The organism is Pseudocolwellia sp. G5-9, from assembly GCF_055808995.1.
On sequence record NZ_CM147893.1, the window covers coordinates 509,077 to 526,884 of the forward strand.

A 17,808-nucleotide genomic window follows, 5' to 3' on the forward strand; every position below is an offset into this window, starting at 1 on the left:
TGCTCCAGTACTGTGAGTATGTCTGCGCCACGTTGTAATAAGTGTGTAGGCGAAGGCAATGTATGTAAGTTACGTTTTTTCAATATTTACTTGGAGGAAGTTGCTTTAACGGCTTTGCATAATGAGATTTCATCAATGTGGTGTCGTCTGAGTAAGTTTGATTCATGATCAATACTTAAACGAGATGACGGAAATAAATAATGCCAACCACGATCCTTATTGGCTTGAATGATAACGGGTATAAAGTTTATACCCGTTAAAGATTAACCGTTACTGCTTACGTCTATTTTTAATTTTTGTCCCGGTTGTAAATATTCTTTTCTGGTTAGATTATTCCATTTTTCAATGTTCTTAATCGATACATTGAACTTGTTTGCGATACGAGCAAAAGAGTCACCACGTCTTACTTTGTAGGTAATACTTTTCGGTTTTGGTGTTGCTGTTGTATTCCAAACAATAAGTTTTTGACCTAACTTTAAGGTCGATTTAGTTGAAATACCATTCCATTTTGCGATGTCTTTAGTACGAACTTTATAAGCTTTACTTATATCCCATAAAGTATCACCCGAACTCACTACATGAATCTGTTTTGTTTCAGTTGGTTTGTTTTCTGTAAGTTGTAGTTGCTCAGGTAATATATATTGTTGATTTTCAGCACCATTTTTTGAGGCAACAGGAATTAATAAATGTTTACCTGCTCGTATATTATTACCTGATAATTTGTTGATGGTTCTAATTGAATCAATGTCTAAATGAAATTTATGGGCGATTTTTCCTAAGCTGTCACCTTGTTTTATTTGATAACGCTGCCAAACCATGTGATCTTTTTTAGGAAGTTTAGCTAACTTTTCGTTAAAACTAGCAATGTTTTCATTAGGTAAAAGAAAACTTGCTGAATGATTAGGATCTGTTGCCCATTGATTAAAGCCTGGGTTTAATTCTTGAAACTTTTGTAAGGGTAAATTAGCTAAATGAGCGGCAACTGATAAGTCAATTTGTGACTTAACGTTAACGGTACTTACTACGGGGGCATTTGCTATAGGGTAAAGGTCAATCTTATATTCTTGAGCGTGTTGAATAATATCAATAACGGCTAAAAGCTTAGGAACATAATCTCGTGTTTCTTTGGGGAGTTCTAATTCCCAATAGTGTGTAGGTCTATTTTTACGGGCATTTTTCTTCATTGCGCGCTGTACACGACCTTCTCCCGAGTTATACGCCGCTAGGGCAAGCATCCAATCGCCATCAAAAAACTTATGTAAGTATTTTAAGTATTCAACTGCACTGTCTGTTGATGCAATAACATCACGCCTGCCGTCGTACCACCAATTTTGTTTTAAACCAAATTGTTTACCTGTTGCAGGAACAAATTGCCATAACCCCGAAGCATCAACACTTGAACGTGCATGAGGGTTAAATGCGCTTTCTACTAAAGGTAATAGGGCAACCTCAAGTGGGATGTTATTTTCTTCTAATTTCTCAATAATGTAGTAAAGAAAAGGCTCTGAACGTTTTAATAAATTGTTTAATGCATTAGGGTGTTTTAAATAGGTGTTCCTATGCCTGATCACATTTTCATGAATAGGAATATCTAGTACGAGATTACTTTTAATACGCTCCCACACATTGGCATATTCTATCGGTGCACCGTCAGGAGTCTTTTGCGAAGAGAGCTCTTTTTCTTCTTGAATACCCAATACGAGTAATCGGTGAATATCAGACGGTTTAGCGGCATTTTCAGGATTTAGGTTAGGATTATTTGTTTGTTTTGCTTGTTGAGAAAATGGCGTGCTTTGACAACCAACAAGTGCTATCGATAATGCTAATGAGAGAGAAATATACTTCATGAAAAGTTCTATTCGTTAAATGTGGCGTAAGTGTTACTTATTTAAAATACTAATTCAAGAAAGAGTCTAAAGTTAAAACTCATTTTTCCAACTTCTTAATTGAGTAAAAACGTCTAATTCACTTGTTAAAGTTGCATTACAATAAGTTTCAACACTGTCTTTTATGTGTTTATCAAAACATCGTAAAAAGGGATTTATTTTTTTCTCGGTACAAATAGAAGTAGGAATACTGCTTTGATTTTTATCGCGTAATGTTTTTACATAGTTATAATAATTCACTAGTTCTTCATTACTTGGATCTACCGTAAGTGAAAAAGCTAAGTTAGCTAAAGTGTATTCATGTGCACAATAGACTTGTGTTTTTTCAGGTAAAGCAGATAGGGTTTTTAAGGAATTAAAGAGTTGTTCACTTGTACCGTCAAATATTCGGCCACAACCCGCAGAAAATAACGTGTCACCACAAAATAAATTATCTTCTATTAAATAAGCTATATGCCCTAAGGTATGCCCTGGAATATCAAGCACACGACATTCTGTCGCTAAGGTTTCTAGATAAATACAATCTGCATTTTTGACTTGAATGTTACTGTATTGTATTGCTTCTTTTGTAGGGCCATATACGGTAATAGGCCAGTTATTATCGTTACAGTACTTAACGAGCTTTTCAACACCGCCAACGTGATCACTGTGTCGGTGAGTAATAAGAATAGTGGCTAGCTGAAGTTTGTTATCTTGTATGTATTTAATACAAACGTCTGCATCGCCAGGGTCAACTATTACAATATGATTTCCTGTATTTGAATGAATGCACCAAATATAGTTATCGGTAAAAGCCTTAATTGCTTTCACATAAAGAAGTGAGCTAGGTTGTGTTGAATTCATTTTAGACTTATTTTTAATATATAATTTCTGTAATACGGTTATTATAAGCTTTCTGTGTAAAATACGATATCAACGTTTTTATTCTTCACAAATTTATTTAAGGAAATTAGGTATATGAAACCTGCTTTAGCTTTTAGAAAGCAACGTTACCCAAAAGGTTGGGAGCAATTACCTAATGGCGAAATTATTCTTGGTGAAATTAATCAAATTTTAGCTCGATGGACACCAAAATTTTTTGGGTACCATTTACTTAAAATAGGGGCGCTAAGCGGGGAAGTTGATTGTAGTCAATCATCTATTAAGCATCAGATAACTATAGATGAAAGATCGCCCGATGCATCTGTGATTTCTGATATTGACGATTTACCTTTTTTAGAGCATAGCGTTGATGTTTGCTTATTGAGTCATGTTTTAGAGTTTACAGGTGACCCTCATCATGTTGTTCGTGAAGCGAATCGTGTATTAATTCCTAACGGGTATTTAGTGATAACAGGTTTTAATCCATTTAGTTTAGCGGGTCTAAACAGCTTTATTCCATACAGACGACAAAAGTCTCCTTGGAATGAACGTTTTTTTTCATCTATGCGAGTGAAAGACTGGTTACATTTAATGGGCTATGAAATTTTAACTGATGAACATTTATTACACTCATCACTTGCAAGTACTATGGGAAAAGGTAAGTTTTTTTCTTATTGGCAACAATTTGCAAATAAATTTTTGCCTCAATTAGGTTCTGTTTACGTTATAGTAGCTAAAAAACGTGTATTGCCATTAACGCCTATTAAGCCGAAGTGGAAGTTACGTCCAAAGTTTTCACCTGTTAAAGTTACAGGCATGAGTTCTAGCCATAAAACACCTAATAAAACTTAGGTTTTTTTCATTCAATAATATTTAAATAGACTATGACATTTAAAACTATTTCCAGTTCAACATTAGAACAATACTTATCAAACTTACTTAAACCTGAAAAAATTAGAGATTTTTGCCCGAATGGTTTACAAGTACAAGGCTCTGAAAATATCGGCAAAATTGTTACGGGAGTTACCGCAACACAAGCACTGATAGATGAAGCTATTAGCGTAGGTGCTGATGCAATTTTAGTGCATCATGGCTATTTTTGGAAAAACGAGTCTTATGTTATTCGAGGTATGAAACATAAGCGTATTAAGTCACTTCTAATGAATGACATTAACTTATTCGCTTACCATTTGCCCTTAGATATTCATCCTACTTTAGGTAATAACGCACAACTCGCTAAGCTATTTGGCATAACCATTACAGGTCCTTTAGAAATTGGTAATGATTACAGTGTTGCTGTTCAAGGGGAATTTACTGAAGAAAAAACGGGTGAAGCCCTTCAGACACTAATTTCTGATACCTTAAGCCGCGAATGTTTGCATATTCAGCCACCTTCAAATAAGCCAATTAAAACGGTTGCGTGGTGCTCAGGTGGTGGTCAAAACTATATTGAATTAGCCGCAGAGCAGGGCATTGATGCATTTATTTCTGGTGAAGTATCAGAACAAACAACTCATGTAGCACATGAAATGGACATTCACTTTTTTGCGGCTGGTCATCATGCAACTGAGCGTTATGGAGCAAAAGCTTTAGGCGAGCACTTACAAGCCGAGCTAGGTGTAGAGGTTGTATTTATTGACATCGACAATCCCGCTTAAAGTCGTATAAAAGATATCCGCGGTCAGCTCTATTAACAGGACTGGCCTATTATACCCGTTACCATTCAAGATGCAGGTTTCAGTGGGAACTAAAAACAATTTAGGCACAGATTTCACGTTCCAAACGAAATCTAAGTACATTCATGTATGCAAGGCATTAAATTTACGTCATGGTTATTCTCGGTAACTGCTCCTGCGTTACCCTAATGTCCTACATCCATGTAGGAACCTGACTAAAGTTAATAAGCCCCATAAATTGTTTTTAGACCCATCTGAGAAGCGCTTGAGCAAAATCACTTCTTCGTTAATGCTTTTTATAAGGGAACGACCATTATTAAAAAGCATTGCCTTGAATTGATATCGCTCAAGTGCTCTGAAATACGCATCTTGATTGGCAACGGGTATATTCCTAAAAATAATCAATCATTGTTATCAGTTTTAAGCCATTGTACAAATTGTCCAAGTCTTTCATACCAAACAACAGATGTTTGATTTAATGCAGTAGATTGGGGTAGTTTTTCAAGAAAATTATCATTGCTGCCTTTATAAAAATATCCTGTTGGAGCAGGAATAGGGGTAGTGTTTTGGTTGATAAAATACTGCACAGCTCTTGGCATATGGTTAGCATTTGTCACCAACGCGAATTTTTTATTAATTAATAGTGGAGCAATTAATATGGCTTCTTCTTCGGTATCTTTAGGTGAAGGCTGCGTGATTATTTTAGCTTCAGGTATTCCTAACGATATAGCAGCATCTTTAACTTTTACAGCATTCGATTTTACATCACCCCCACCATAACCTGAGGTTATAATTGTTGATTCTGGATGTAATTGAAAAACCCTAAACGCTTCTATCAGTCGTTGTAATGAGCATGTTTGTAGTTGAGTTAAAGCAGGTAATTCATTATTGGTTGTATGACCACACCCTAAAATGACGATGTAGTCTAAGGTCGCATCTTGTTTATTAAAGGTTTTATATTGGTTTTCTATCGGCTTGATAAAGCTATTTGAAATAAAGGGTGTAGAAGCTATCAACAACACTATAAAACCTAATATGAGAACACCACGGCTAAGTTTTTGATGATATTTAAATAATAAAATAGCAATGAACAATAAGATAAGTACGATATTAATAGGCATTAATAAAATACCTAAAAGTTTTTTGATAAAGAATAAATCCATGAATATTTAATTAAATTAATACGTTTAGTTGAGTATAACGATTAGTAAAACATTATTCTTTCGATTTTTTCAAATAGCCATCTAAAAGGCTATTGCATTGCTTTTGTATTTAGTGTCTAATACGCATCGTTAAATGCTACTAATTCTTTATTAGTATTTTTTAATACCAGAAGAGGTGCGATAGCCAGGTAAATAATATGAGGAAGCCAATATTCCGATGATTATTATTGAGGGGGACTACCGCCGAGAATATTACTGTTAATGGCACATAATATTCGGTCGCTAGGGTTGAATCCTTAGGGCTGTCACCATGTTGGTGGAGAGCTTCTGGCTGAATGTTTAGTTATAAGTTCATCTGCACACTAATCCAATCAGTCATGCTCTTCCTTATTTTTTAAACGTTTACTAAACGTATTTAGGGAGACTTTAATGTTAAATATCTCACAAACAAATTCTATTCAATTATCTCATTCAATAAGAGCGAGTTTATAATGTCTACTGTAAAAAACTTAACTGTATCGAAATTTGGTGGAACAAGTGTTGCTGATTTTGATGCAATGCTTAGATGCGCAAATATAATTAAAAGTGACGCAGCTAATAAAGTTGTGGTTGTTTCAGCAAGCTCAGGTGTAACGAATTATTTGGTGCGTTTAAGTCAGCCTCAAATTTCACAAGACGAACAACTAGACATTGTTAATAAAATAAAAGCAATTCAATTCAATATTACTCAACATTTAAGTAAAGAGCTTGAGTTAAATGAAAGAGTAGAGCAGTTACTGGCTGAACTTACTCAGCACGCAAAAGAACAATCATTAAATCATAGTTTACGTATTGCCGACGCTATCCTTTCATATGGTGAGCAACTTAGCTCAATTATATTTGCAGAAGTATTACAAACCATAGGTGTAAACGGTAAAGCGTTTGATGTTCGCCAAATAATGAAAACAAATAGTTTATTTGGTAAAGCGGTGGTTGATCTTGATGCATTAAAAACAAATACCACGCAAGTGCTACTTCCTGAACTTGAAAGCAATGTCATTGTGACACAAGGATTTATTGGTCAAAATGAAGCTGGGCAAACAACAACTTTGGGTAGAGGTGGATCTGATTACAGCGCTGCGCTTTTAGCTGAAGCATTAAATGCTAACGATTTAGCTATTTGGACCGATGTTGTAGGCATTTTCACAACAGATCCTCGTATTACTGATCAAGCGCGAGCGATTAAAGAAATCAGTTTTGGTGAAGCTGCAGAAATGGCAACCTTTGGTGCTAAAATTTTGCATCCTGCCACGTTAATTCCTGCCATGAGACAAAACATTCCTGTTTTTGTAGGTAGTAGTAAAGCGCCTGAACAAGGTGGTACACGTATTCAAAAAGCGGTTGACTCTGCACCTACATATCGTTCAATTGCTTTAAGACGAGAACAAACTCTAGTTACCGTTAAAAGTCCTGAAATGCTTCATGCAAGTGGATTTTTAGCAAAAGTATTTACTATTTTAGCCAAGCATGAACTGAGTGTAGACCTTATTACCACAAGTGAAATTAGTATTGCACTAACCTTTGATAATCCAGCTGGTTCTACACAAGCGGTTATTACCAAAGCGGTTGTTGAAGATTTAGAGCAACTTTGTGAAGTAAAAGTTGAACATGGTTTATCATTAGTGGCTGTTATTGGTAATAATATTCATACCACAAGCGGTATAGGTAATGTTATTTTTGATGCTGTTGACGGTGTAAATATTCGAATGATTTGCCAAGGAGCAAGTGCACACAATTTGTGTTTCTTAGTACCAGAAAGCGAAGCTAATAAAGTGGTTGAAACCTTACACCGCAGACTTTTTCCTTTATCATAATAGGATGGTCATACTAAATAGATGCATTTGTTTGGTATGACTCCAGATATGCTTAAATTGCATATTTTAGAATGCCTAATTGTTATTATTTTAAGATTATGGCTATAAATGAAGTTTTTGTTAATAAAGTATTAAATTATTGTTTTAAAAATATTGAACAATGATTATAGTACGTACTATATCGGCTAACTTTTTAGGTGGTCATTAACTTCATTATAGGTGAAATATGTTAGAAAACAGCGATTTAAAAAATATTAACTCAATACTTTTTGTGTGTATGGGCAATATTTGTCGCTCACCGAGTGCTGAAGCTGTTTTCAGATATAAAGCTAATCAAGCGGGTTTATCTATTTTAGTTGATTCAGCAGGAACGATTGGATCTCATGCAAGAGAAAAACCGGATCATCGCGCTCAAAAAGCAGGCATGGCTCGAGGTTATTCTTTCGACAAAATTAAAGCACGTAAAGTTGTAGAGAAAGATTTTGATACTTTCGATCTTGTACTTGCTATGGATAGCGACAATGTTAAAAACCTCAAAAAAATAGCACCTGAACATCTACATTATAAAATTCAACTCTTTCTTGATTACGCTAATAATCATGAAGAATCTGAAGTACCAGATCCTTACTATGGTGGCGCAAAAGGTTTTCAGTTTGTTATAGATTTAGTTGAAGACGCTAGTGATGGTCTGTTAGCTAAACTAAAGTAAGCTCTTTTATTTATCAATAAGCATAAAGGTGCATAATTAATTATTTGTACCTTTTTTAATTTATACCATTACCCTGATAGTTTTTAGTATTCTATTTTCGTCAGCGAAGCCTGCATAATTACCAAACTAGCTGTTGCAAAAAGATGCAGCAAAGGTCAACACGCTCTAATTCCTTTCAAAATATAAATCTTATGTATACTTTTCATAACAACGTACAATGTAAAACATGAGATTTATTGACTTTTATTCGTATACATTTCGCTATTAATTCACTTAGTATAAACCTATTAATTCACTTAGTATAAACCTATTAATTAGCACATAAGTAATGGTGAAAATATATGAATAATCCACTTGTTTCTTCACATTGGTTAAACACGAATATCCATAAAAAAGATTTATATATATTAGACGTAAGTGTGGTAACCGTTATAGGTAAAGAGCCTATTACGTATGATGAATTAATCACTATTCCTAACAGCTACAAAGTGAGTATTGAAGCATTATCTAATTTACGATCACAAGCTATACACGCTTTTCCTTTAAAAGAAGATATTCAACAACTTGCGAAAAAAATAGGTTTTACAAAGCAAAGTACTTTAGTGCTTTACGATAATCAGGGAATATATTCTTCACCTAGAGCTTGGTGGGTTTTTAAGTCGTTTGGTTTTGAGCATGTTTTTATTTTAAATGGCGGTTTACCCAAGTGGATTCAAGATGGCTATTTAACTGAAGATCGCCATGTCGAAGCTTTAAAACCAATAGATGAAATAATCGAACCTAATTATAATCCTCAGTTATTGGTTACTAGTCATGATGTACTTAATAACATAACTTCAGAAACAGCTTTAGTTATTGATGTACGTTCAAAAGGGCGCTTTATGGGTATAGAACCTGAACCACGTCCTGGTGTTAGGTCAGGACATATTCCCAACTCAGTTAATTTACCTTTTGTTGATGTTCTTAATTCAATAGAATATAAAAGTATTGAAGAATTAAAAGCGGTATTTGAAAGTATATGTGGCAGTAAAATTTCATTGATATTTTCGTGCGGAACAGGTGTTACAGCGAGTATTGTTCTTGTTGCTGCTTATATTGTTGGGTTTGATGATGTACGTTTATATGCAGGCTCTTGGGCGGAGTGGGGCGCTGATGATTCACTCCCCATTTCAAAAGAGTAATTCCCATCCACTAATGAAATGTATCTCATTAAAAAATAATCATTTAATAAATTTATAAAGTCGTTTTGATTATTAGAACAAGGACATTGTTTTGAATATTACCTTAAAAGCCGTTTTACTTTCAGCACTTGTATATCCTGGTGCAGGTCATTTCATTTTAGATAAACGCATAACGTGTGTTGTGATTGCATGTGCTTTTACTCTACCTTTACTTTTTTTATTCAGCGATATTATTCAGGTGGCACAAAGCTTAGCTGACCAAATTACTGCTGGGCACATACCACTCGATGTTATTGAAATAAGGCATCACATAGATGCCGAACTTGAAAATATGACTGGTTTTAGTTTTTATATGTATGGATTAGGCATTATTTGGTTGATAGGAATAATAGATGCGTATCGATTGGGGAAAGCTGTTAGTCATTTAAAATAGAGAATATTTTATTATTCAGCTTTAAAAAAACGTTTAAAGCTGAATAAAATAAAGAAATAAAAACTATTTAGCGCGTGCAACTTTTACTGCGTTGGCTAGCACGTTAAGTATTTCTTCACTTTCCGTTAAGTTTACACAAGCATCGGTAATACTTTGTCCGTAGGTTAACGAGTCAATTGATTCAACTTTTTGATTACCTTCAACTAAAAAGCTTTCTACCATTAAACCAAATATAGATGTTTCACCGTTTTTAATTTGATCTGCAATTGAATTTGCAACATCTATCTGTTTTTTATGATCTTTGTAGCTATTTCCATGACTACAATCCACCATTAATTTGGTCTGAATACTCGCTTTTTCTAATGATTCACGCGTTTTTTTTATATCTTCTTCATGGTAATTCGGAGTTTTGCCACCACGTAAAATTACATGAGCGTGCGGGTTACCATGTGTTTGATAGATACACATTTGGCCACTTTTGTCTGGTGAATATAAAACATGAGGTACACTTGAAGCTTTAATGGCATCTAAAGCTATTTGAATATTACCGTCAGTTCCATTTTTAAAACCTACTGGACATGAAAGAGCTGAAGCCAATTCTCGGTGAACTTGGCTTTCTGTTGTACGTGCACCAATAGCTCCCCAACTGATCAAATCAGAAATATATTGTCCGGTTACCATATCTAAAAACTCAGTACCGGCAGATAAACCTAATCTATTAATGTCCATTAACAAATTACGCGCAAGGTTTAACCCTTTGGCTACGTTGAATGATTTATCTAAATTAGGATCACTTATTAAACCTTTCCAACCTACGGTTGTTCTAGGTTTTTCAAAATAAACACGCATTACAATTAACAGCTCGTTTTTATGCTTATTACTTAATACTTTAAGTTTTTTTGCGTAATCAATAGCGGCTTCGGTGTCATGAATTGAACAAGGACCAATAACAAGAAGTAGTCTGTCGTCTTCACCGGTTATGATGCTTTCAATGTTTTTTCTACTTTCGATAATAAAATCAGCGGTTTCTTGATCAAGAGGAATTTGATTAGCTAACTCTGCTGGAGAAACTAAGTTATCAATAAGGGTTGTACGTAATTCATCAGTTTTAATTGTCATGGGCATTTCTAAAAGAGTTGTACTCAAAGTTGATCGGTAAATATTATGAATAAATTGTACAGGTAAAAAGCATGTTAGTTAATGATTAGCGTAATTATTATTTTTATAAAACGCATTCAAAGTACACATTTATTAACATACACTTTATAAGTAAAAAATTTTGAATGATTTAGGTTTGTGATCATCATTTATTAATTATGGCGTGATATACTAGCAAACATCTTAAACGTTGCTGAAATATAATAATTACATGTTACCTAGGATTGATCACCTCGAAGTCGTAGCTCCGCTATATCAAGAATTTGCCCGTTTATTACAAACTAAGCCCTATCAAGGCGATATTAGTTGTCAATATAGCGCTCGTTTATCTGTTGCAACAGATAACAGCGTATATCAACAATTACCGCAATTAGTGTTAAATCCACGTAATAAATTCGATATTCAAATAATTACTCAACTCGCTAATGAAGAAAAATTTAATAACATTAAATTTAGCGCAAGAGGTGGTGGCACAGGCACTAATGGACAAAGTTTAACACCGGGTATAGTAGTTGATTTATCTAAATACATGAATCGTATTTTAGAAATCAACATAAAAGAAAATTGGGTTAAAGTTGAAGCAGGCGTAGTTAAAGATCAACTTAACGATTACTTACGTCCATTTGGTTTCTTTTTCTCTCCTGACTTATCTACAAGTAACCGTGCAACTATTGGGGGCATGGTTAATACGGATGCTTCAGGACAAGGTTCTTTGGTATACGGGAAAACCTCTGATCATGTTTTAGGGTTGGAGTCTATTTTAGCGAATGGTGATTTTTTAAAAACATCACCTATGAGCATGGATGAAGCTGTAGAGCTTTCTAAACAAGAAACAAGTTTAGGTAAAATTCTTAAGCAAATTCTTTCATCTTGCAAAGATAACCGTGAACAAATTATTGAAAAATTTCCACGTTTAAATCGTTTTTTAACAGGATATGATTTAGAGCATGTGTTTAATGATGACTTAACGCAAGTTGATTTAAGTAGAATAATTACAGGCTCTGAAGGTTCATTAGCATTTGTATGCGAAGCGAAACTAAACCTAACACCTATATTAAAAGCTAAAACGTTAATCAACATAAAATACGATAGCTTTGATTCAGCGTTAAGGCATTCACCTGCATTAGTTGAAGCAAAAGCCACATCTGTTGAAACCATTGACAGTAAAGTCCTTAATCTTGCTAAACAAGATATTATTTGGCATTCAGTAAGTGACTTAATTACTGATGTTGAAGGTAAGGTGATGGATGGTCTTAACGTAGTTGAATACAATGGAATTACTGTTGAAGGCTTAGCTGATCAGGTTGCGGAATTAACAACTCGACTCGACCACGATATTGCAAACAATATTGGCGGGATTATTGGTTACCAAGTTACAAGTGACTTAGCCAGTATTAATAAAATGTACGCTATGCGTAAAAAATCTGTAGGTTTATTAGGTAATACTAAAGGTATTCAAAAACCACTCGCTTTTGCTGAAGATACGGCAGTACCACCAGAAAATTTAGCTGACTATATTGGCGAATTCAGAGCATTATTAGACAGTTATGATTTACAATATGGAATGTTTGGTCATGTAGATGCAGGGGTTTTGCATGTACGCCCAGCGCTTGATATGTGCGATCCAGAACAAGAAGTTTTGCTCAGAGAAATATCAGATAAAGTTGTCGCATTAACAGCAAAATATGGCGGTTTAATGTGGGGCGAGCATGGCAGAGGTTACCGTAGTGAATACGGACCAGAATTTTTTGGTGAAGCACTGTTTTTAGAGTTGCGTAAAATAAAAAGTGTTTTTGACCCATTTAATAAAATGAATCCAGGTAAAATTTGTACACCTATTGAATCTACTGAAGAGTTAGTCTCGGTTGATGCAATTAAGCGTGGTTTTTATGACAGACAAATTCCGGTAAAAGTTAAAGAGTCATTTCAGTCAGCATTAGATTGTAATGGTAACGGATTATGTTTTAACTACGATGCCGACAGCCCTATGTGTCCTTCAAGTAAAGTAACGCGTGACCGTAGACATTCGCCGAAAGGTAGAGCTGGTCTAATGCGCGAGTGGCTACGCTTACTAGAGCATAGGGGAGTAGATATTCTACAATTAGAGAAAGACGTTAATGGCTGGTCAGTAAAACAACTACTTGACCAAACATTATTTAAAATGAAAAGTCGTTTCTCTAGTGAATATAAAAACGATTTTTCTCATGAAGTGATGGAAGCTATGTCAGGCTGTTTAGCATGTAAAGCATGTGCTAGCCAATGTCCGATCAAAGTAGATGTTCCTGACTTTAAAGCGCGTTTTGTTAACTTATACCACACGCGTTATTTCCGCCCTTTGAAAGATCACTTAGTCGCAAACGTAGAAGTTATTACGCCATTATTAGCTAAGGCACCAAAGTTAGTTAACAGTGTTTTAGGTACTAAAATTTATGACGCGTTTTCAAGTGCAACAATTGGCTATGTAAACACGCCATTGTTATCAGTACCAACGCTTGATGATAGTGTTAATACTCATGTTAATAATGGATTATTTGAAGCGTTCGATTTAGAAAAGTTAGAAGCATTAACCGAAGAAGAAAAACAACAATATATATTGATAGTACAAGATCCATTCACGTCGTTTTATGATGCTAAAACGGTTGAGTCTATGATGTTGTTAGCAAAAAAATGTGGATTTAAACCGGTATTGTTGCCGTTTAAACCGAACGGTAAAGCACAGCACGTAAAAGGCTTTTTAGCGCGTTTTGCTAAAACAGCTAAAAATGCTGCAGAGTTCTTAAATAAAATACATGCTCTTAATTTACCTATGATTGGTTTAGATGCTTCTTTAGTTCTTTGTTATAGAGATGAGTACAAACAAGTTTTAGGTGAAGATCGTGGTGAGTTTAATGTTATGTTAGCCCATGAATGGTTACTGCCAAAGCTAGATGTTATTAAAAGTAAATTTCAACTTGCCTCTCCAATAGAATATAAGTTGTTCTCACATTGCACAGAAAAAACAGCTTTACCTAAAAGTGAAGCACAGTGGATAACTATATTTAATGAGTTAGGCTTGTCTTTACAAAAAGAGAGTGTAGGTTGTTGTGGTATGGCTGGTACATATGGTCATGAAAAAGTGAATTTAGAAAAGTCTAAAACATTATTTAAATCAAGCTGGGAGCCTAAGTTAGAGCGTTTAAACGCACAACAAATTGTGGCAACTGGGTTTTCATGTAGAAGCCAAACTAAACGATTTGCTGATTTAAAAGCGCGACATCCTGCGCAAGTGTTAGCTGAGTTGTTATAATTTTTTATCAAGTTATTGATTTTAAAGGTTAAAAATAATAAAACAAAAAGGTCAGATAAAATTTTATCTGACCTTTTTATTTGAGGTGGAATTTGTAGTTAAATAGATACAAGAATTATTATTTATTTATTTTCTGCTTTCTCCAGCCTAACAAACCAATAATTATAAACATAAACCAACCCATCGAACCACCTGAGTCGCTACTTGAGTTGCTTTGATTTTGATTATTCGTTACGGTTGTTGCAGCACTAACAGTTATGTTATTGCTCACAGTTTGTGTTTGATCATCAGCATCTGTTATCGTTAAATTCACCGTATAAGTACCGGCAGCAGCATAAGTATGGCTAGGTGTTGCTGAAGTATCTGTTTGGTTATCACCAAAATCCCATAAGTAAGTGTAGGGTTTGCTTCCTCCTGTCACATTACTCGTAAAGCTTGCGATTAAATTATTTTTGGTTGATGTAAACGAAGAAATCAAGGGATTGTCTATCGTAATACTTTTACTGAAAACAAACGATTCACCTGTTTCATCTGTTACCGTTAACGAGACAGTATATGCGCCAGAATTCTTGTAGTTATAAACATCAGAAACCAAGGTTGAAACACCTTCGCTATCACCAAAGTCCCAACGATAAGTAAAGCTGCCTTGGCCACCCGTTAGTGTGGCACTATAATTCAACTGCGTATTACTAGCTGATAAGTTGATGTCACCTTGTATGGGTTCAGCAACGGTAATTGATTTTGATAATTGTTTTTCGCCACTGTCGGTTGAATAAGACACCTCAACATTATAAGTGCCCGCATTTTGATAAGTGTGGTTAATGGAACTTCCCGTTAATTGAGTACCATCGCCCATCTCCCAAATAAAACTACTGCTATTGGTTACTTCATCGTCTGTAACTGAAAGGCTAACAGTTAATCCGTTTTGTGTTTTTACTAAGCTACTCACCTCATTTTTTGTTAATAAAATAGAGGCTGTTGAACTGTTAGATGCTTGCGTAATAACTTCCATATTTAAACCTAACGTAGGGAGTTTGATACCTGATTCAGGTTGAAGTGGTGAAGCGTAGTTGTTTCGATCATTAAAAATAGCGTTATTCGTTAATGAAGTATCGAAATTCGATACGCTTTGCGTGTATAAACTAAAAGCGGCATCACGTAATTGTTTTTCAGTGGACATTATTGAGTTATTACGTTTTATTAAGTTTTGGTCTGCGTCAACTACGCCAATAAATACTTCACCTATATGTTGACTTATGTTGTTATCTTCAACACCTTCATTTCTATACCAAAGTAAAACGCCTGGGTCGTAATCTAACTCAGGTAATGCTGAATCGGTTACGCTATGGTTACGTAATTGAACATAGTAGTAATGCTCAGCTCCATCTATTTTATCGGTTATTCTGCTAAAGCCATTTAACGTCACTGGAGAGAGGGTTTCAGCACCATTATTAAATAAGGTGCCAGTACTAGAGGTTATTTTAATATCATCGGTTACAAATCCATAGCCTGATGTAGACTCATCAGTCACATACTCAATTTCAATATTGACATTTTGATTACTAAAACTTGATAAGTTAAAGGTTAAATCAACCCAACCTAACGGTAATGATGAGCCAGTGAGGTTAGTTGATTCACCACTAATAAAGTTTTTTACTTGTGGGTGATATTCGTTAGTAGCCTTTGTATGATTTCCTACAAGTACCTGATTATTTACTTTCACAAGAATGTAATCGTAATCTTGCTCTATATCCCATCTAGCTTTCATACTTAATACTGGGTTGCTACCAGAAATTGAGGCGTTGAACCTTAAGGTATTATTTAATTCATCACCTTTATCGGAATAATATTGGTAAGTACCAGAAAAAGGTTGGCCAAAATCTTCAGGAATATTAGGTAAGTTAATCTTTATTTGATTAACTCCACCACTGTGGTTGGTCGCGCTATTTATTGTTAATGTTTCGTTTAATGAATCTGTTAACGTGATATTTTGTTGGTTGATCCAATTTCCTTCATATCGTGTTTGAAAATATTCTCTAGCATAAGGGCTAAAGGATACCGGTTGCGATCCTCTAGGGCTTCCTAACCAGCTACCACTCCCCATAACAGACCATGCTTGAACGGGAGCACCAATATCATCGTTACCTGTATCGTATTCGTCAGGTACACCTAGATCATGTCCAAATTCATGCACTACTACACCAATAGAGGAATCTATTGGTGTTATGGTATAACCAAATATTTTAGTGGTTGAGCCTTCAACATTTATAGGTTGGTTGTTGTCATCAAATACAAAAAATCGATGCGACCAAATAGCGTCTGAACCTAAATTTCCTCCGCCAGATTCTTCACCAATACTTGAATGAAATATCATTAAATGATCTACAATACCGTCTGGTTCGTTAATGATGCCATCGTTATCGATATCAAAGTAATCCGTTTTGTCGTAATCGCTTAAATCTATTTGGTTCTGTGTTATCGCTTTAGTTACGGCTTCAATAACGAGTTCACCTACATTACTATCATTTTCATCGTTATTATTCGCACCATAATATTTTGCATTGTTATCTGCTGTTATCCAGCCATAAGTGTTACCTGTAAACGAAAGGCTTTCGCCTGATTCATGCTGATAATATTGATAGGCAGACTGTAAATTTTGATCAGAAGGGCCGTTATAACCTGTAGCTGAAAACAATAAATCTTCATAATGAGATTTAGGGTACTCATTGTAAAACATATCTGTATCGCCAGCACTTAAACCATGGTTATCATGCTTCAAGTCTTGAAAATCAATCATAATAGCGAGTACTTTTACCGTGTTTTTTACATCGGCTGAGGCAAAGTTAGGGCTATTGATTTTTGATAATTGATTTTTTGATTTTGATGCTGAAGTATTTGACATAGCATCAAGGGTTGCTTGATGTTGACCCAATATTTGTTTGTTTAATCGGTTAAAGCTATCATTTGCTGGTGCTCTTTTTGACAGATAAAGATTAACCGCTTCTTGTTTTTCTATTTCTGTAGCATTTGAAAATAATATGCCTCGTTTTTCTAACCAATAAACAATTCTTTCTTTATTAATTACACCAAGATCTGTCGGTGTAACAATTTTAGGTATTGTTTCAGCATAAGAGAAATTACTCGATATAACGATGCTGGTTAAAAGGGAGATTTTAAAAATTTTATGCATAATGAGTTTTCTCTAATAGGGGAGTCAAAGTTGCCTGTTTCGACGAAGGTTTGCACGACTTACTTGATTTCTTTTTAATAAAGTCATTAACATACTGAGTTATTTCTTCATCAGTCATACTATTATTTATTTTACCTTCTTTAAATAACATATCTTTAATTTTACTTTTGTCTTTAATTGGTGGAGCAGTGAAATTTTTACAAGGACTAGTAAGTGAGGGAAGAGTTGAAGCCTCACTTGTGCTTTCTTGAGTATCTTCAATACTATTAGTTTGTTGATTTTGACAAGCCATAGCACTTATTGAAAATGATATATATATCAATGGTTTTATAATCCGTGTCTTCATATTGTTCCTTAATGTAAAAAGCGATAACTAAACATTTATTATAATTGCATAATCAATATTCAGCGT

The 17,808-nt window shown here is 34.7% G+C and carries 13 protein-coding genes and 1 riboswitch; of the genes, 7 read left to right on the top strand and 6 right to left on the bottom strand.

Going from position 1 to position 17,808, the window contains the following annotated elements:
- Positions 1-263: 263 nt before the first annotated feature.
- Positions 264-1,847: a LysM peptidoglycan-binding domain-containing protein gene (locus AC0L5Q_RS02140; protein WP_473614073.1), complete on the bottom strand. Its 1,584-nt coding sequence runs from the start codon at positions 1,845-1,847 to the stop codon at positions 264-266.
- A 72-nt stretch (positions 1,848-1,919) separates the two neighbouring features.
- On the bottom strand, positions 1,920-2,729 hold the full coding sequence (gene gloB / locus AC0L5Q_RS02145; protein WP_473614074.1) for a hydroxyacylglutathione hydrolase: 810 nt from the start codon (positions 2,727-2,729) through the stop codon (positions 1,920-1,922).
- Positions 2,730-2,843: 114 nt separating this feature from the next.
- On the opposite strand from gloB, the gene AC0L5Q_RS02150 reads away from it, so the two are divergent.
- Complete coding sequence (locus AC0L5Q_RS02150) at positions 2,844-3,599, top strand: class I SAM-dependent methyltransferase (RefSeq protein ID WP_473614075.1); 756 nt, start codon at positions 2,844-2,846, stop codon at positions 3,597-3,599.
- 32 nt (positions 3,600-3,631) lie between these two features.
- Positions 3,632-4,405, top strand: a complete 774-nt coding sequence (locus tag AC0L5Q_RS02155; RefSeq protein WP_473614076.1) for a Nif3-like dinuclear metal center hexameric protein — start codon at positions 3,632-3,634, stop codon at positions 4,403-4,405.
- A gap of 419 nt (positions 4,406-4,824) precedes the next feature.
- Here the strand turns inward: AC0L5Q_RS02155 and AC0L5Q_RS02160 are convergent, their stop codons facing one another.
- Positions 4,825-5,544 carry an ElyC/SanA/YdcF family protein gene (locus tag AC0L5Q_RS02160; RefSeq protein WP_473614077.1) on the bottom strand — a complete coding sequence of 240 codons (720 nt, stop codon included), beginning with the start codon at positions 5,542-5,544 and terminating at the stop codon, positions 4,825-4,827.
- 204 nt (positions 5,545-5,748) lie between these two features.
- Positions 5,749-5,921, top strand: a riboswitch (Lysine riboswitch).
- A gap of 156 nt (positions 5,922-6,077) precedes the next feature.
- Here AC0L5Q_RS02160 and lysC point away from each other — a divergent pair.
- The 4 genes from lysC to AC0L5Q_RS02180 all read left to right on the top strand — a co-directional run bounded on the left by lysC (position 6,078) and on the right by AC0L5Q_RS02180 (position 9,762).
- Positions 6,078-7,439, top strand: coding sequence for a lysine-sensitive aspartokinase 3 (gene lysC, locus AC0L5Q_RS02165; protein WP_473614078.1), 1,362 nt, complete (start codon positions 6,078-6,080; stop codon positions 7,437-7,439).
- A gap of 226 nt (positions 7,440-7,665) precedes the next feature.
- The gene (locus AC0L5Q_RS02170; RefSeq protein ID WP_473614079.1) at positions 7,666-8,148 is read left to right on the top strand and encodes a low molecular weight protein-tyrosine-phosphatase; all 483 of its coding nucleotides are present in this window, start codon (positions 7,666-7,668) and stop codon (positions 8,146-8,148) included.
- Between the two features lie 341 nt (positions 8,149-8,489).
- Complete coding sequence (locus tag AC0L5Q_RS02175; RefSeq protein ID WP_473614080.1) at positions 8,490-9,329, top strand: sulfurtransferase; 840 nt, start codon at positions 8,490-8,492, stop codon at positions 9,327-9,329.
- A gap of 91 nt (positions 9,330-9,420) precedes the next feature.
- Positions 9,421-9,762, top strand: coding sequence for a hypothetical protein (locus tag AC0L5Q_RS02180; protein ID WP_473614081.1), 342 nt, complete (start codon positions 9,421-9,423; stop codon positions 9,760-9,762).
- Between the two features lie 63 nt (positions 9,763-9,825).
- On the opposite strand, the gene AC0L5Q_RS02185 is transcribed toward AC0L5Q_RS02180, so the two are convergent.
- Positions 9,826-10,881 carry a 3-deoxy-7-phosphoheptulonate synthase gene (locus tag AC0L5Q_RS02185; protein ID WP_473614082.1) on the bottom strand — a complete coding sequence of 352 codons (1,056 nt, stop codon included), beginning with the start codon at positions 10,879-10,881 and terminating at the stop codon, positions 9,826-9,828.
- 250 nt (positions 10,882-11,131) lie between these two features.
- On the opposite strand from AC0L5Q_RS02185, the gene ydiJ reads away from it, so the two are divergent.
- Positions 11,132-14,206, top strand: coding sequence for a D-2-hydroxyglutarate dehydrogenase YdiJ (gene ydiJ, locus AC0L5Q_RS02190; RefSeq protein ID WP_473614083.1), 3,075 nt, complete (start codon positions 11,132-11,134; stop codon positions 14,204-14,206).
- Between the two features lie 118 nt (positions 14,207-14,324).
- Here the strand turns inward: ydiJ and AC0L5Q_RS02195 are convergent, their stop codons facing one another.
- Both AC0L5Q_RS02195 and AC0L5Q_RS02200 read right to left on the bottom strand, forming a co-directional pair.
- Entirely contained in the window at positions 14,325-17,396 is a 3,072-nt protein-coding gene (locus AC0L5Q_RS02195) for an immune inhibitor A domain-containing protein (RefSeq protein ID WP_473614084.1), read from the bottom strand.
- Complete coding sequence (locus AC0L5Q_RS02200; protein ID WP_473614085.1) at positions 17,389-17,742, bottom strand: hypothetical protein; 354 nt, start codon at positions 17,740-17,742, stop codon at positions 17,389-17,391. The genes AC0L5Q_RS02195 and AC0L5Q_RS02200 overlap by 8 nt, the downstream gene beginning before the upstream one ends.
- Between the last annotated feature and the right edge of the window lie 66 nt (positions 17,743-17,808).

Bases quoted from the DNA above. Each gene is read 5' to 3' on its own strand.
- AC0L5Q_RS02140 (WP_473614073.1), bottom strand. From the start codon at position 1,847: ATGAAGTATATTTCTCTCTCATTAGCATTATCGATAGCACTTGTTGGT.
- gloB (WP_473614074.1), bottom strand. From the start codon at position 2,729: ATGAATTCAACACAACCTAGCTCACTTCTTTATGTGAAAGCAATTAAG.
- AC0L5Q_RS02150 (WP_473614075.1), top strand. From the start codon at position 2,844: ATGAAACCTGCTTTAGCTTTTAGAAAGCAACGTTACCCAAAAGGTTGG.
- AC0L5Q_RS02155 (WP_473614076.1), top strand. From the start codon at position 3,632: ATGACATTTAAAACTATTTCCAGTTCAACATTAGAACAATACTTATCA.
- AC0L5Q_RS02160 (WP_473614077.1), bottom strand. From the start codon at position 5,544: ATGCCTATTAATATCGTACTTATCTTATTGTTCATTGCTATTTTATTA.
- lysC (WP_473614078.1), top strand. From the start codon at position 6,078: ATGTCTACTGTAAAAAACTTAACTGTATCGAAATTTGGTGGAACAAGT.
- AC0L5Q_RS02170 (WP_473614079.1), top strand. From the start codon at position 7,666: ATGTTAGAAAACAGCGATTTAAAAAATATTAACTCAATACTTTTTGTG.
- AC0L5Q_RS02175 (WP_473614080.1), top strand. From the start codon at position 8,490: ATGAATAATCCACTTGTTTCTTCACATTGGTTAAACACGAATATCCAT.
- AC0L5Q_RS02185 (WP_473614082.1), bottom strand. From the start codon at position 10,881: ATGACAATTAAAACTGATGAATTACGTACAACCCTTATTGATAACTTA.
- ydiJ (WP_473614083.1), top strand. From the start codon at position 11,132: ATGTTACCTAGGATTGATCACCTCGAAGTCGTAGCTCCGCTATATCAA.
- AC0L5Q_RS02195 (WP_473614084.1), bottom strand. From the start codon at position 17,396: ATGCATAAAATTTTTAAAATCTCCCTTTTAACCAGCATCGTTATATCG.
- AC0L5Q_RS02200 (WP_473614085.1), bottom strand. From the start codon at position 17,742: ATGAAGACACGGATTATAAAACCATTGATATATATATCATTTTCAATA.